Source organism: Rhodococcus sp. FH8 (assembly GCF_019266085.1).
GTDB lineage: Bacteria > Actinomycetota > Actinomycetes > Mycobacteriales > Mycobacteriaceae > Rhodococcus_F > Rhodococcus_F qingshengii.
The window spans coordinates 181,015-195,621 of sequence record NZ_LPNQ01000057.1; the positions used below are offsets into that span (position 1 = coordinate 181,015).

Here is a 14,607-nt window from a genome sequence, read left to right on the forward strand (position 1 = left end):
CAGTGAGCGCCTACGCTCTCGAGGTGACTCGGATGCTGATCGTGCTCTTGATATGGATAGTGGGTCTCGGCACCGCCGCGCTCGCAATTGTCGCCTCGCCCGGATGGTGGGTGATCGCTGTCGTCACTCTCGCGCTGGCGGCGATGGGCACCTACGACCTCACTCAGAAGTCCCACAGCATCCTCCGTAACTATCCGGTCCTGGGGCACGCGCGATTCCTCCTCGAGAAGATTCGACCGGAGATCCAGCAGTACTTCGTCGAATCATCCACCGATGGAATGCCATTCGATCGCGAAACGCGAGATCTGGTTTACGAGCGGGCAAAGGGAACACTGGCGGAAGAGCCCTTCGGGACCGAGCGCGACGTCAATGCGATCGGCTACGAGTTCATGACGCATTCGATTCGCGCACGGACCGCCCCCGACACCGTTCCCCGAGTTCGCCTCGGCGGACGCGATTGCACGAAGCCGTACGACATCGCTCTCCTGAACGTCTCCGCGATGAGCTTCGGGTCGTTGTCCGCCAACGCAATCGAAGCCCTCAACGCCGGCGCCGCCAAAGGCGGCTTCGCCCACGACACCGGCGAAGGCGCGATCAGTCCGTATCACCGCAAACACGGCGGCGATCTGATCTGGGAAATCGCCTCGGGATACTTCGGATGCCGAACCGAGGACGGCCGATTCGATCCTGACCGTTTTGCCGAGCGTGCCGGACTCGATCAGGTGAAGGCCATTTCGATCAAGCTCTCGCAAGGTGCGAAACCCGGGTTGGGTGGCGTGCTTCCCGGAGTCAAGGTCTCCCCCGAAATCGCCGAAACCCGCGGGGTACCCGTCGGCCAGACCGTGATTTCGCCACCCGCGCACACCGCGTTCAGCACCCCGGTCGAACTGGTCGATTTCATCGCGACCCTGCGAAAACTGTCGGGAGGCAAGCCGGTCGGGATGAAACTGTGTGTCGGCTCGCGTCGTGAATTCCTCGGAATCTGCAAGGCGATGATCGAACGCGGCATCACGCCCGACTTCATCATCGTGGACGGTTCCGAAGGCGGCACCGGCGCAGGTCCAGTGGAGTTCGAGGACCACATGGGCATGCCGTTGACCGAGGGCCTGATGCTGGTGCACAACGCTCTGGTGGGAACTGGTTTGCGCCCTCTCGTGAAAGTCGGCGCTTCCGGAAAGGTGGCGAGCGGTTCCGACATCGTCAAACGCATCATCCAGGGCGCAGACTTCACGATGGCGGCCCGCGCAATGATGTTCGCAGTGGGCTGTATTCAGGCCCAGATGTGCCACACCAACCGCTGCCCGGTCGGCGTTGCCACTCAGGATCCGGCACGCACCCGCGCACTCGACATCCCCGACAAGAGCGAGCGCGTCTACCGATTCCAGAAGGCAACCGTCGCCAGCGCGCAACAGATGATCGCGTCGATGGGCATCGATTCCTTCGACCAACTGCAACCGGGAATGCTCAACCGCCGCGTCGACGGTCTCACCACTCGCACCTATGCCGACCTGTTCGACTGGCTGATGCCGGGCGAACTGCTCGACTCCCCGCCGCAGAGCTGGCTCACCGATTGGATCGACGCCGACGCTCACCGATTCTGACGTCGGTCGACTCCCGCGTTTCAGATCGCGCGGATTCACCCTTCTGGTCCTACAGTGACAGATGGCCCGCTGTGACGGCGGCCACACGTGCACTAGTGGACGGAGTTCGACGATGAGCTTGACGACTGCGCCGGAACCAAATGTCGAGTACCTGAAAACCGATCCTGACCTGCCACCTGTCGGCGTCATCGACAAAACACCCATCTCCACGACTGCGCGCGTCGTCTTCCTTGTTCTCGGACTGGTCGGCGCGGGCGCCTGGTACATGATTGCGATCGTCCGCGGTGAACACATCAGCGCTGTGTGGTTCGTGTTGGCCGCAATCTGTACCTATCTGATCGCCTACCGCTTCTATGCGCGGTTGATCGAACGCAAGATCGTCAAGCCCCGCGACGACGTCGCCACTCCCGCCGAGATCATGGAGAACGGCGCCGACTACATGCCGACCGATCGTCGGGTGCTGTTCGGTCACCACTTCGCGGCAATCGCCGGTGCCGGTCCCCTGGTCGGACCCGTGTTGGCCGCACAGATGGGATATCTTCCGGGAACGATCTGGATCATCGTCGGCGTCGTGTTCGCCGGGGCGGTGCAGGACTTCATGGTCCTGTGGATCTCGTCGAAGCGCCGCGGGCGCAGCCTCGGTCAGATGGCCCGCGAAGAACTCGGCCTCGTCGGCGGCGTCGCCGCACTGATCGGCGTGTTCGTCATCATGATCATCCTCATCGCGGTGCTCGGACTTGTGGTCGTCAATGCGCTCGCCGAGTCCCCATGGGGAGTGTTCTCGATCGCGATGACCATCCCCATCGCGCTGTTCATGGGCGTGTACCTGCGGTATCTGCGGCCGGGCAAGGTTTCCGAGGTCTCCCTGATCGGCGTCGTCCTGCTTCTCCTTGCCATCGTCTCCGGCGGATGGGTTGCCGATACCGGTTGGGGCGCAGACTGGTTCACACTCTCGAAGGTCACCATCGCGTGGCTGATGATCGCGTACGGATTCGCCGCATCGGTGCTGCCGGTCTGGCTGCTCCTGGCACCGCGCGACTACCTGTCGACGTTCATGAAGGTCGGCACCATCGCGCTGCTGGCCATCGGAATTCTGGTCGCACGACCCGCTCTGAACATGCCGGCAGTGACGCCGTTCGCCTCCAACGGCGAAGGCCCGGCCTTTGCCGGTTCACTGTTCCCGTTCCTGTTCATCACCATTGCCTGTGGCGCGCTCTCGGGCTTCCACGCACTGATCGCGTCCGGTACGACGCCAAAGCTGCTCGAGAAGGAAAGCCAGACCAAGATGATCGGGTACGGCGGCATGCTGACCGAATCGTTTGTCGCGATCATGGCTCTGGTCACCGCCTGCATCCTCGATCAGCACCTGTACTTCGCACTCAACGCTCCCGCGGCACTGACCGGTGGAACACCGGAAACCGCAGCCGAATACGTCAACAATCTGCCCCTCGGCACTGCCCCCATCACACCGGACGTGCTGACTCAGGCAGCCGAGGCCGTCGGCGAAGAATCGATCATCTCGCGAACCGGCGGCGCCCCGACGCTCGCGTTCGGAATGTCCGAAGTGCTCAGCGATGTCTTCGGCGGCGACTCGCTGAAATCGTTCTGGTACCACTTCGCGATCATGTTCGAGGCGCTCTTCATCCTCACCACGATCGATGCCGGCACCCGCGTCGCTCGATTCATGCTCTCCGACTCGCTCGGCAACTTCGGCGGTCCGGCAAAGAAGTTCAAGGACCCGTCGTGGCGCATCGGCGCGTGGCTGTGCTCGCTGATCGTCGTCGCTGCCTGGGGCGCGATTCTGCTCATGGGTGTCACCGATCCGCTGGGCGGAATCAACACACTCTTCCCGCTCTTCGGCATCGCCAACCAGCTACTCGCCGCGATCGCGCTGACGGTGGTCATGACGATCGTCATGAAGAAGGGGCTGTTCAAATGGGCCTGGATTCCCGGCGTGCCGCTGGTGTGGGACCTGGTCGTAACCATGACCGCGTCGTACCAGAAGATCTTCTCCGACAACCCCGCGATCGGGTACTGGGCTCAGCACAACGTGTTCAAGGACGCGAAGGCTGCCGGCGAGACGGCGCACGGTTCCGCGAAGACTCCGGAGGCCATCGATGCCGTCATTCGCAACACCTTCATCCAGGGCACGTTGTCGATCATCTTCGCGTCACTGGTGATCGTCGTGGTCATCGCCGGGATCATCGTATGTGCCAAGGCAATCCGAGCGGGCGGGCTGCCGACCACCGAGTCCCCGGAAGAACCGTCGAAAATCTTCGGACCCGCCAGCTTCATTCCGACGCCCGCGGAGAAGGAAATCCAGAAAGAATGGGACGAGCTGATCAAAGCCGGGAAAGTCCGGGCGCCCGGCGCCGCACACGGAGGTGGGCACTGACCATGACGACGGCGACCATGACGGCAAAACTCACCACAGCGTTCCGCGGAACGCTGTGGTGGGTTCGCTCGGTGATGGGTGATCTCGACTATCAGCGCTACGTCGAGCACACCCGACGCCACCACGCCGACTCACCGGTGATCAGCGAACGAGAGTTCTGGCGCCGCCGTCACGCAGCAGCCGACGCCAACCCAGGCGCCCGCTGCTGCTGAATCCGGTCAGGGGCAGGTGGCCTTCGCGAGTTCGTAAATGTGGCCGGCCTGCTCGTCGGTGGGCTTGTTGCCGTTGTTCTCGGCCAGGTCGGTGATCTTGGTCTTGACCTCCGCCTCGTCAGTGCCGTTGGCGACCTCGGTACACGTGGTCGTCAAGATCTCCTCGATGTCTGCGTCGTCGCGGTTCTCCGCCAACGGTGCGTAAGCCCCACGGAACGTGGCGACGAACAGCGCCGTCTTGCCCTGATCGATGGCGTTGCCCGCTGACTGTTTCGCCGTCTCGAGCGCCTGTTGCCCGCTCGTGACTGCCTCGCTGATCTTGTTCTGCGCGTTGTCCTGATCCTCGGTGCTACACGCGGTGAGCCCGAGAACGACGATTGCTGCTGCCCCGACTGCTGCTGCGATTCTCATGACGGAAATGTTAGTCCGATCAGCATGCTTCAAAACACAGTATTGCAGCGCAACACACGAGTTATCGCATGCAGTCGTTACGATCAGCTCAGCTAGATCACCGGATTCGCACATCGGCGAGGAGATCCCTGCGCCGACGGAAAGGACGATCAGTGAGCGAGCAAGACAAGGGGACGTCCGCAGGGGTGCGCAAGCGCGACCGCGGCGAGATCATCGGGCAAGGGGGTATGTGGCTCGCAAAATGGTCGTTGGTGTTGGCGTCGATTTCGCTGGGCGCCTGGATTTTCGGCTGGCTGATCGAAAAGCTCTGGGTCATCATCCTGCCGGTGGCTCTGGCTATCGTTGTTGCGACAGTCATGTGGCCGCCGACCCGCGGCATGATCAAGCGCGGGATGCCACCGGCCGCGGCAGCCGGCATCACCCTGGTGCTCTCGATCGGAATCCTGGCCGGTGTGATCGCCGGCATCGTTCCGTCAGTGGTCAGCCAGGCCCCCGAGCTCGCGAACAAGACCACCGAGGGCATCAACCAGGTTCAGGACTGGCTCCAGGGTCCGCCGCTGAACCTGAAGGACGACCAGATCGACAACGCCGTCCATGCCGTCATCACCAAGGTGCAGGAAAGTGGAACCGCCATCGCTTCAGGCGTTTTCAGCGGCGTGAGCACAGCGAGCTCGTTGTTGGTCACGCTCGGTTTGGTCCTGATTCTCGCTTTCTTCTTCATCAAGGACGGACCGAGGTTCATCCCCTGGCTCCACGCTGTCGGCGGCGGCCGTGCCGGTCGGCATCTCGAAGAGGTCCTCACCCGCATGTGGGACACGCTCGGCGGATTCATCAGGACACAAGCACTGGTGAGTCTGATCGACGCGGTCTTCATCGGCGCCGGATTGCTGATACTCGGGGTCCCGCTGGCACCGGTGCTGGCAATTCTCACGTTCATCGGTGGCTTCATCCCGATCGTCGGTGCCTTTGTCGCCGGCGCCCTGGCCGTGTTGGTTGCGCTGGTGGCCAACGGTCTCACCACCGCCATCATCGTGTTGATCATCATCCTGGCCGTTCAGCAGATCGAAGGAAACGTCCTTCAGCCTGTGCTGCAGAGCAAGTCGATGAAACTCCACGCCGTCATCGTGCTGCTTGCCGTGGCCGCCGGTAGCTCGCTGTACGGCATCGTCGGCGCCTTCCTCGCAGTGCCCGTCGCCGCTGTGGCAGCAGTTGTCATCCGGTACATCGGCGAGCAGATCGACGAACGCGCAAGCGACAACGAGCCGATGCCCGCCGGCGATGCGTCGGACATCCTCGAGGATCAAGACGACGACGCCGAGTCAGAGGTAGAGAACAAAAAGGCCTGATCAGCCCGCGATCACCTTCACCGAGGAGCCTGCACGTCCGCGAATGACGTGCAGGCGACTCGGGATTCGCTGCCTCATCTCGTCCACGTGACTGACGATGCCCACCACTCGTCCACCGTCGCGAAGCTCGTCCAACACAGCCATCACCGAGTCGAGGGTGTCGGCGTCGAGAGTGCCGAATCCTTCGTCGATGAACATCGTGTCGAGAACGATTCCGCCGGACTCCGCCGCAACCACATCGGCAAGTCCGAGAGCCAAAGACAACGACGCCAAGAATGATTCACCGCCCGAGAGCGTCTTCGCCGAGCGAACGACACCCGTGAAGTCGTCCCGGATGTCGAGCCCCAGACCGCCGCGGCGACCCCGAGAACCTGCCTCGTCACTGTGCACGAACTCGTATCTGCCCCCGGACATCCGCTGCAGCCGAACCGATGCCGACACGGCGATCTCTTCCAACCGCGACGCGAGCACATACGCTCGCAGCGACATCTTGCGACTGTTCTGACCTTTGCCGGCGATCACGTCGGCAAGCGCCGCGAGTTCGTCGTGCAGTTCACGCTCAGGTGCAACCGCTTCGTATGCCTTCTCGAGTTGTCCGCTGAACCGTTCGAGATCCGACACACGGTTCTCGGCCAGGGAAGCAGCTGCAACAGCCGAGTTCACCACCTCGGCGCACTGAAGAGCACGCTCGCGAGGACCGTCGACGTCGACTGTCTCGACTTCGCTCACCGCAACGACCTCGGGGTCGTCGAGGACCGTCCGAGCGGCCACCTCGAGGTCGCGTGCTTTGGCGAGTTCCGTTTCGATCGCTGCGATTCGGGCCGGCGATCTCACCCCTTCGATCGCAGCCTCGACCGAATCGAATCCAGCAGCGGCCGCCGCAGCGGCCAGTTTGGTCGACAGTTCCGCCGATCGCGCCTGCGCACGAACGGCGTCGTCACGCATCTCAGACGCCGCCGAGGCAGCGGAGGCAAGCCTTTCGAACCGCGAGCGCTGAGCAGCGATGGTCGAATCTTCTCCCACCGCAGCGACGATCGCCGCTCGAATCTGCTCGACCGTGGCCGACAGAGTCGTCGTACGCTCGGTCAGTGCCGCCAATTCGGCCGTCAGAGAAGCGGATTCCTGTTGCAGCTCGCCGTCACGCTCGTTGAGATGCCCGAGCTTGTCGGCCAACCCTCCAACCTGACCGGCAGAGTGGGTCGCCTCGTCAACGGCGTTCCGAGCCGCGGCGCGGAGCCTGTCGAGTTCTGCGACGTCGCCGTCCCCGCCGCGGGCGATCACCCGGTCGATGTCACGGTCGACGGTTACCTGGCGGTCGACTACCTTGCTCAGGGCTTTCTCGGCCGCACGCTCGGCTGCGGACGCGACTTCCAGATCGGGCTCGGTGACCGTCACGACATCAGACTGCGCCGGCGCAGGGTGTTCACGCGAACCACACACCTGGCATGGGTCACCGGGCGCGAGTGAACTCGCCAACTCCGCAGCCATGCCCTCGATACGCTTCTGCACGAGGTCGAGCCAGCGCCCGCGAGCACTCTGATGGGCGTCGCGCGCATCCAACACCTGCACACGAATCTTCTCGGCTTGCGCACGCAGAGAGACGAATTCATGAGCCGCTGCCGCAGCATCCGATGCTTTGGCCAGTGCAGCTTCGAGGCCGGGCAGAGCCGCGTGCGCGCGTTGCGCATCCTCCAGTCGTTGGCCGGCCGAGCGCACCATTTCTGGCAGTTGAGTGCGTTCAACCGCGATGGCATCGATGCGCTCGGACAGAGCGTCTCGCCGAACTCCGAGTTTCTCGATCTCGGCTTCTGCCGCATCGGCTCTGCGGGCATCCTCCGCCATTGCGTCCAGGCGAACGATCTCGTCACGCCAGGTCCGGATCCGAGCTACGACGCGTTGACGCTCGTCGTCGGTGGGTGGCCACACCTCCGGCACGAAAATCTCCGGACCGCCCGTTGCGGAGTAGGTCGACATCGCTGCGGTCATCGATTCGACTGCGGCAGCGAGGTGCAAGCCGGCAGCGTCCACATCGCCGGCGACAGCGGCCACCGGCAGTGCGCGCTTGGCTGTCTCGAGTTCAGCGCCGATCACAGCTCTTTGGGCGGCGCCCGTATTGAATGCTGCGAGTTCAGCGGTCGCACGATTACGGCGAGCGACCAGATCTGCGGTTCGCTGCGCAACGGTGAGCACCCGATTAGCCTCGGCTGCTGCATCTTTCGCGGTCACCAGCTCCGCAAGACTTGTATCGCGGGTGTCCTGAGCCTCGGCGAGGAGTTTGCGCGACCATTCCAGTGGGTGTGCCTCGGCGCCTACCTCGAGTCCCGCAGCTGTCTCGACCTTCGCGAGCAGCAGCCGCACGGATTGCTCCCTTGCCGCGAGCGCGGTCGCACTTGCCTTTCGCTTGGCGTCGAACCATGCCTCGACGGAGACAAAACGCTTGGTGTCGAACAGACGCTCGAGCAGTTTGCCTCGCTCGTCACTCTCGGCACGCAGGAATTTGGCGAACTCACCCTGCGGCAAGAGCACCACCTGGAAGAACTGATCAGCGCTCATGCCCATGAGGCGGTTGATCTCGTCACCGATGTCAGGGATGCGCGAAAGATTCTCGCCGCGGCCGTCCAACCACGTCAGTGTGGCCTTTGCATTCTCTGTGATCGAACCGGTCCCGCGCTTCTTCGGACGCGAATACTCTGGACTACGAACAAGTTTGATTCTGCGACCACTGATGGTCGCTTCGAGTTCCACGCGCGGCACCGAACCGGCGGGCGCGTGATCGGACAACAATCGCTTGCCCTCGTTGCGCGCACCCGGCACCCGCCCGTACAGGGCAAACGCAACCGCGTCGAGGATCGTGGTCTTGCCTGCACCGGTGTCGCCGTGCAGAAGGAACAGCCCGTCTGCACCCAAACGGTCGAAGTCGACTTCGACCGTGTCGGCGAAGGGCCCGAAAGAGCTGACTTCGAGTTTGTGCAGCCTCACGCGGTTTCACTCAGTTCTACCGTGGACTCCTCGGCGCGCGCGGCAGCGCTGAGCGCTTCGGCCATCAGCGTGACCTCACGCTCGGACGGGTCACTACGCACTGCCGAGACAAAGCCGCGGGCGATCTCCATGTCGGATCGACCCCGTACCGCGTCACGGTACTTGAGATCCGATTGCCCTTCCGGCCTTTGCCATTCGAGATGAACGGCAAAGGGAAAACGCGCCTGAAGTTGCCTCATGGCATCGACGGGACGAACCGGATCAGTGAGCAATGCGGAGAGGTAGCACTGCTCGGAATCGGTGTACTTCGACTCACCGAGTAGTTCCTCGAGAGTTCCCGTCACCTGGCTCAGCCCCCGAATGACCGGGAGATCCAGGCGCTGCACCGACGACAGGCCGGCTGCGTCGAGTTCTATCAGCAGCGCCGCCTTACGGTGGCTGCGTTCACCGAACGAATACGGCAACGGTGAACCCGAGTACCGCACACTCTCCGAGAGCATCTGCGGAGAATGCAGGTGTCCGAGGGCGACGTAGTCGACGCCGTCGAACTCGCCCACTGCGACGGTCTCCACTCCGCCGACCGAGATGGAGCGTTCCGATTCAGAGGCCTCACCGCCCACGACGAAGGCATGGGCGAGCAATACCGATCGAGTCGCGGGGTCGGCAGCCGTTCGTTCGGCGAGATCTCGCCGAACACGCGACATGGCCGCTCCGAGGATGTCGGAATGAGTACGAGCCCGGGGCACGTCCAACTCGACGCGCGTGATCTCCGGCTCGAGGTACGGAATCCCGTAAAAGGCGACGGGCCCGAACTGATCGCTCAGCATCACCGGAGTACCGATCTGGCCGACGCGAGTGATCAAGTGCAAGCCGCCGGCAGCGGCAAAGGATGCCCCGGCTCCGAGCCGCACCGCGGAATCGTGATTGCCGGACGTCGCGACGATGACCGCCCCCGCCGCCCGGATTGCCTCGAAGCCTCGATTGCACACGGTGACCGCGTCGGAACTGGGGATCGAGCGGTCGTAGATGTCGCCCGGCACGACCACGACGTCGACGCCGTGTTCACGGACGGAATCTGCGATGGAACCGAGCACACTCGCCTGATCGGCCAACAGATCGACGCCGTGAAAGGTGCGACCTATATGCCAATCGGAGGTGTGCAGAATCTTCATGAATCCGACGGTAGAGCAGCCCACCGACACCGCCGATCTCCCACGCTGACGGCTTCGTCGGTGTGCCCCAACCCACGAGCGTCCGGTGACCCTGCACACAATCCGTCCGGTTCGTTTGACGAAGAACCCGAAACCATCGCGCCATCGCGTCGATAAATGCGCCAGCCACGACCCGCACAAACACGGCCGACAACGCAAGAACCGCTAATGTCGTTATGTGTCTGCAACCCAACGTGCTCGCTCCGGGGTACCGCTGGACAAGCGATCGCTCATCGTGACCGTCCCCGGCCTGCCCTGGTGGGGAGTGATCCTGCTTGCTGCCGGTGTGACCGCCGTCGGCGTACTGATCGATGCCACCGGAGGCGGCGGAGAGCTCACCGCGGTGTTCTCGACGTTCTACTTCCTGGGCTGTCTCTTCGCTGTGGTTGCCGCTTCGAACAAGGCCCTCTTCACCGCGATGGCCCAACCGCCGTTGCTGCTCTTCGCTGCGGTGCCGATCGGGCACACGCTCATCGGCAAGGACAACAGCACCGCGCTGCGCGATATCGCGATCAACATCGCGTACCCGTTGGTCAACCGCTTTCCGATCATGTTGGCCGCAACCGTGGTCGTGCTGATCATCGGTGGCTTCCGGTACTTCCTGCTCAATCAGCGCCCCACCGGGCCCGCGCGCTCGACCCGCTCCCGCCGCTCGGCGGCCACCACTCGTGACTCCTCTGCGGCTGCCACGCGAGAACAACCCGCACCCGAGACCGGGCGTCGACGCAGAGTCTCGGACGCGCCCGTCCCCGGGCCCCCGCGTCGCCGCGCCCCCGAGGTGGACGAGCAGCCCGCCTACCGAAGCACCCCCAGGCGCGAGCCGATCCAGGACGAGCGTCCGCTGCCGCCTCGGAGAAGCCCTCAGCCACCCAGGGTCGATCGCACGCACCAACCGCCTACGCGTCGCCCCCAGCCCGACAGTCGGCCCGTGGCAGACGACGACTACCCGTCGTACGGTCGCCGCCGGGCGCCCGAGCCCACTCCGTCGCCCAGACGTGAGGAGCGGATGGAGCCCTTCTTCGCTTCGGGTGACGACGTATCGCCGCCGCTGCCCCCTCGCCGCCGCCCACCCGGAGTCGATCTTCCCGCGTATCCGCCGCCGCGAGTTCGGTACCGCGATCGCGAAGAGCCCTGAACAGACGCGCCCGGTAGCACAAAAAATGCGGGGCACCTTCCAGATGGAAGGTGCCCCGCATTTTCTTGATTCAGGACGTGCGCGCTGCTCGCAATTCACGGGGAAGGGCGAACACCAGAGTCTCGTTGGCAGTGGTGACGGGTTGAACGTCGTTGTATCCGTGCTCGGCAAGAAGTTCGATCACGCCGCGCACGAGCACCTCGGGTACCGATGCACCCGACGTGATGCCGACTGTCTGGACACCCTCGAGCCACGCGAGATCGACCTCACGGGCGTAGTCGACCAGGTACGACGCGGCAGCGCCCGCCCCGAGCGCGACCTCGACCAGGCGAACCGAGTTGGACGAGTTCCGCGAACCCACCACGATCACGAGATCACACTCGGGAGCCATCGCCTTGACCGCGACCTGACGGTTCTGCGTGGCGTAACAGATGTCGTCGGACGGCGGGTCCTGCAGATTGGGGAAGCGCTCACGCAGGCGCGCGACGGTCTGCATCGTCTCGTCGACGCTCAGTGTGGTCTGGGAAAGCCAGATGACCTTCGACTCGTCACGAACCGTGACCGCGTCGACCGAATCCGGGCCGTCGACGATGGTGACGTGATCGGGAGCCTCACCTGCGGTGCCCTCGACCTCTTCGTGGCCTTCGTGGCCGATGAGCAGAATGTCGTAATCGTCGCGGGCGAATCGCTTTGCTTCCTGGTGCACCTTCGTGACCAGGGGGCACGTTGCGTCGATCGTGCGCAGGTTCCGCTCGGCAGCCGAGTCGTGGACGGCCGGCGACACACCGTGCGCCGAGAACACGAGCAACGATCCCTCGGGAACCTCGTCGGTTTCGTCGACGAAGATCACGCCCTGATCTTCGAGCGTCTCGACGACGTGGCGATTGTGGACGATCTCCTTACGCACGTAGATGGGTGCGCCGTGCTTCTCGAGGGCCTTCTCGACGGTCTCGACCGCGCGGTCGACGCCGGCGCAGTAGCCGCGAGGCTCGGCGAGGAGCACGCGCTTGGCGCTGCCCTTGCGGGTGGACGGCGAATCAGCCGAGTGCGCGATACCGAGATTGAGAGGAACAGCCGAAGACATGTGACCAGCCTACTGGCACCTCGAACGTGAGACACTCCGGCAAACGTGAACACCTCGGTTTCGGGCTCCGATCGAAGGTTCCGAAGTAAACGAGTACAGCCGTCACAGGCAAGTCGGCTACCGATTGTCGGAGCTTTGCGGCAAGCTGTGGGAATGATCCGACCACCGTTCGTGGCGCGCGTTGCCGCGGGACTCGCCGTCACCGCGATGGAAGAGGCAAAGAAGTTGCCCACCACCGCCGTCGCCCTGCCGATGACCGCCGTGAGCCAGATGCTGCAGACAAGCATGCGCGTGCAGCAGTCGATCACCTCGCTGGCCATCAAGGGCGATCAGGCATTTGCACTGATCAACTGGTCTTCCGAGGACGAACAGCCCGAGTGGGCGGTCTTCGACGAAGACGTCGATGCGCCTGCTGACCCGACGCCTTCCACCGGATCGACCACCGCTGACACCCCGACCAACGCCGGTCGCTTCGCGCTCTACTCGCTCGAGCCGACTGCCCCCATCGAGGAACCCGCACCCGTCGCCGAGTCCGAATCCACGGCAGCTACGACGGACGGACCTGCCGAAGAGCCCGAGATCGTCACCGAACTCGACTACCCCAACCTCACACTCGCACAGCTCCGTGCGCGCATCCGGACGCTCAGCATCGACGAGCTGACCGCAGTCCTGGACTACGAGAATGCGACGCTCGCTCGCGCACCGTTCCAGACCATGCTCACCAACCGCATCACCACAGCCAAGGCAAAGTGACTTCCGCAACGCCCCCCGCTTCATCGCAGCGATCGTCCGGCGCCAGTAGCGCTGAGCAGCCGTGGCCGGTCCGCACGGTTTCCGCCAAGGTCGCCGGCTGGATCGATCGGCTCGGCAGTATCTGGGTCGAAGGTCAGATCACCCAGATCAATGCACGACCCGGCACCCGAACGGCCTTTCTCGTCCTGCGTGATCCGTCGGCAGACATGTCGCTGTCGATCACGTGCTCACCGCAGTTGTTGCACAACTCCCCGGTGCCGTTGACCGAGGGCTCGCGAGTCGTGATGTTCGGCAAGCTCTCGTTCTACACCGGACGCGGAACGGTGTCGTTGCGTGTCACCGAGATTCGCGCCGTGGGTATCGGTGAGCTGCTTGCCCGCATCGAGAGACTGCGCGCCTTGCTCGCCGCCGAGGGCTTGTTCGATCCGCGGCTCAAACGGCCGCTTCCGTTTCTGCCCGGCACGATCGGCCTGATCACGGGCCGAGCCAGTGCGGCCGAGAAGGATGTCGTCTCAGTCGCCCATCGTCGTTGGCCAGCAGTTGCCATCGCAGTGCGTAACACCGCGGTTCAGGGTCCGACTGCTGTTCCCCAGATCATCGAAGCGCTGAAGGAACTCGACGCCAACCCGGTAGTCGACGTCATCATCCTCGCTCGCGGCGGCGGAAGCGTCGAGGATCTCCTGCCGTTCTCCGACGAAGCGCTGTGCCGCGCCATCGTGGCCTGCACGACGCCCATCGTCAGTGCCATCGGACACGAGCCGGACAGCCCGCTCAGTGACCACGTCGCCGACCTGCGCGCAGCCACACCCACGGACGCTGCCAAGCGCGTCGTACCCGACGCGGTTGCGGAAGCTGCCCTGGTTGCGGATCTGCGTGACCGCAGCGCTGCGGCACTGCGCAGCTGGGTCAAGCGTGAGTCTCATCTGATCGAACAGTTGCGCACTCGACCGGTCATGGCATCACCGCTGCTCGCGGTGGACCGTCGCGCCGAGGAGGTCGAAAGGCTCCAAGCCGCCGGGCGACGCGATGTGACTCGGTTGATCGACTCCGAGTCCCGAACGATCGAGCATCTGCGCGCCCGGCTCACCACGCTGGGCCCCGCCGCGACGCTGGCCCGCGGGTACGCAGTCGTGCAACGTGTTGTCGCCGATGGCGATCCGGAGGTTCTGCGCTCGGTCGAGGACGCGCCACCCGGTACCCAGATTCGAGTTCGACTTGCAGACGGCGCCGTTCGCGCCGCAGTGATGGGAAGAGAAAAATGAGCAACGCCACCGACACCGACATCAACGAACTCGGCTACGAAGCAGCCCGGGACGAACTGGTGAGCGTCGTGAAGATTCTCGAACAGGGCGGTCTGGACCTCGACGCGTCACTCTCACTGTGGGAGCGAGGCGAAGCGTTGGCCAAGCGCTGTGAAGAGCACTTGGCCGGCGCGAGGGCCCGCGTCGAAAAGGCTCTGGCCGAAGCGGACGAGTAACGT

Annotated in this window: 12 protein-coding genes; 8 read left to right on the top strand and 4 right to left on the bottom strand. The window is 63.9% G+C overall.

From position 1 onward, the window contains the following. The first annotated feature begins 23 nt into the window (after positions 1–23). The 3 genes from ATN38_RS03505 (at position 24) to ATN38_RS03515 (ending at position 4,208) form a co-directional block, all read left to right on the top strand. Positions 24–1,601 carry an FMN-binding glutamate synthase family protein gene (locus ATN38_RS03505; RefSeq protein WP_042449196.1) on the top strand — a complete coding sequence of 526 codons (1,578 nt, stop codon included), beginning with the start codon at positions 24–26 and terminating at the stop codon, positions 1,599–1,601. Between the two features lie 112 nt (positions 1,602–1,713). Beyond that, positions 1,714–3,996: a carbon starvation CstA family protein gene (locus ATN38_RS03510; protein WP_007726338.1), complete on the top strand. Its 2,283-nt coding sequence runs from the start codon at positions 1,714–1,716 to the stop codon at positions 3,994–3,996. 2 nt (positions 3,997–3,998) lie between these two features. Next, positions 3,999–4,208, top strand: coding sequence for a YbdD/YjiX family protein (locus ATN38_RS03515; RefSeq protein ID WP_003945213.1), 210 nt, complete (start codon positions 3,999–4,001; stop codon positions 4,206–4,208). A gap of 6 nt (positions 4,209–4,214) precedes the next feature. On the opposite strand, the gene ATN38_RS03520 is transcribed toward ATN38_RS03515, so the two are convergent. After that, on the bottom strand, positions 4,215–4,619 hold the full coding sequence (locus ATN38_RS03520; protein ID WP_003945253.1) for a hypothetical protein: 405 nt from the start codon (positions 4,617–4,619) through the stop codon (positions 4,215–4,217). A 152-nt stretch (positions 4,620–4,771) separates the two neighbouring features. Between ATN38_RS03520 and ATN38_RS03525 the strand changes: the two genes are divergently transcribed. After that, the gene (locus ATN38_RS03525) at positions 4,772–5,965 is read left to right on the top strand and encodes an AI-2E family transporter (protein ID WP_003945249.1); all 1,194 of its coding nucleotides are present in this window, start codon (positions 4,772–4,774) and stop codon (positions 5,963–5,965) included. On the opposite strand, the gene ATN38_RS03530 is transcribed toward ATN38_RS03525, so the two are convergent. Beyond that, complete coding sequence (locus ATN38_RS03530) at positions 5,966–8,944, bottom strand: AAA family ATPase (protein ID WP_058226020.1); 2,979 nt, start codon at positions 8,942–8,944, stop codon at positions 5,966–5,968. Continuing rightward, complete coding sequence (locus ATN38_RS03535) at positions 8,941–10,116, bottom strand: exonuclease SbcCD subunit D (protein WP_054826655.1); 1,176 nt, start codon at positions 10,114–10,116, stop codon at positions 8,941–8,943. Before ATN38_RS03535 ends, ATN38_RS03530 begins: the two co-directional genes overlap by 4 nt. Before the next feature lie 217 nt (positions 10,117–10,333). Here ATN38_RS03535 and ATN38_RS03540 point away from each other — a divergent pair, with 217 nt between their 5' ends. Then, a complete protein-coding gene (locus ATN38_RS03540) occupies positions 10,334–11,290 on the top strand; it encodes a DUF6542 domain-containing protein (protein WP_042448843.1) in 957 nt (318 codons plus the stop codon). 70 nt (positions 11,291–11,360) lie between these two features. Here the strand turns inward: ATN38_RS03540 and ATN38_RS03545 are convergent, their stop codons facing one another. After that, a complete protein-coding gene (locus ATN38_RS03545) occupies positions 11,361–12,374 on the bottom strand; it encodes a 4-hydroxy-3-methylbut-2-enyl diphosphate reductase (RefSeq protein ID WP_003945273.1) in 1,014 nt (337 codons plus the stop codon). 153 nt (positions 12,375–12,527) lie between these two features. Between ATN38_RS03545 and ATN38_RS03550 the strand changes: the two genes are divergently transcribed. The 3 genes from ATN38_RS03550 to ATN38_RS03560 are packed head-to-tail and all read left to right on the top strand — an operon-like array spanning position 12,528 to position 14,604. Then, on the top strand, positions 12,528–13,127 hold the full coding sequence (locus ATN38_RS03550; protein WP_030536251.1) for a lipid droplet-associated protein: 600 nt from the start codon (positions 12,528–12,530) through the stop codon (positions 13,125–13,127). Beyond that, positions 13,124–14,389 (top strand): exodeoxyribonuclease VII large subunit, encoded by a 1,266-nt coding sequence (xseA, locus tag ATN38_RS03555; RefSeq protein ID WP_003945258.1) that lies wholly within the window; start codon positions 13,124–13,126, stop codon positions 14,387–14,389. The genes ATN38_RS03550 and xseA overlap by 4 nt, the downstream gene beginning before the upstream one ends. Further along, positions 14,386–14,604, top strand: a complete 219-nt coding sequence (locus ATN38_RS03560; protein WP_003945276.1) for an exodeoxyribonuclease VII small subunit — start codon at positions 14,386–14,388, stop codon at positions 14,602–14,604. The genes xseA and ATN38_RS03560 overlap by 4 nt, the downstream gene beginning before the upstream one ends. The last annotated feature ends 3 nt before the right edge of the window (positions 14,605–14,607 follow it).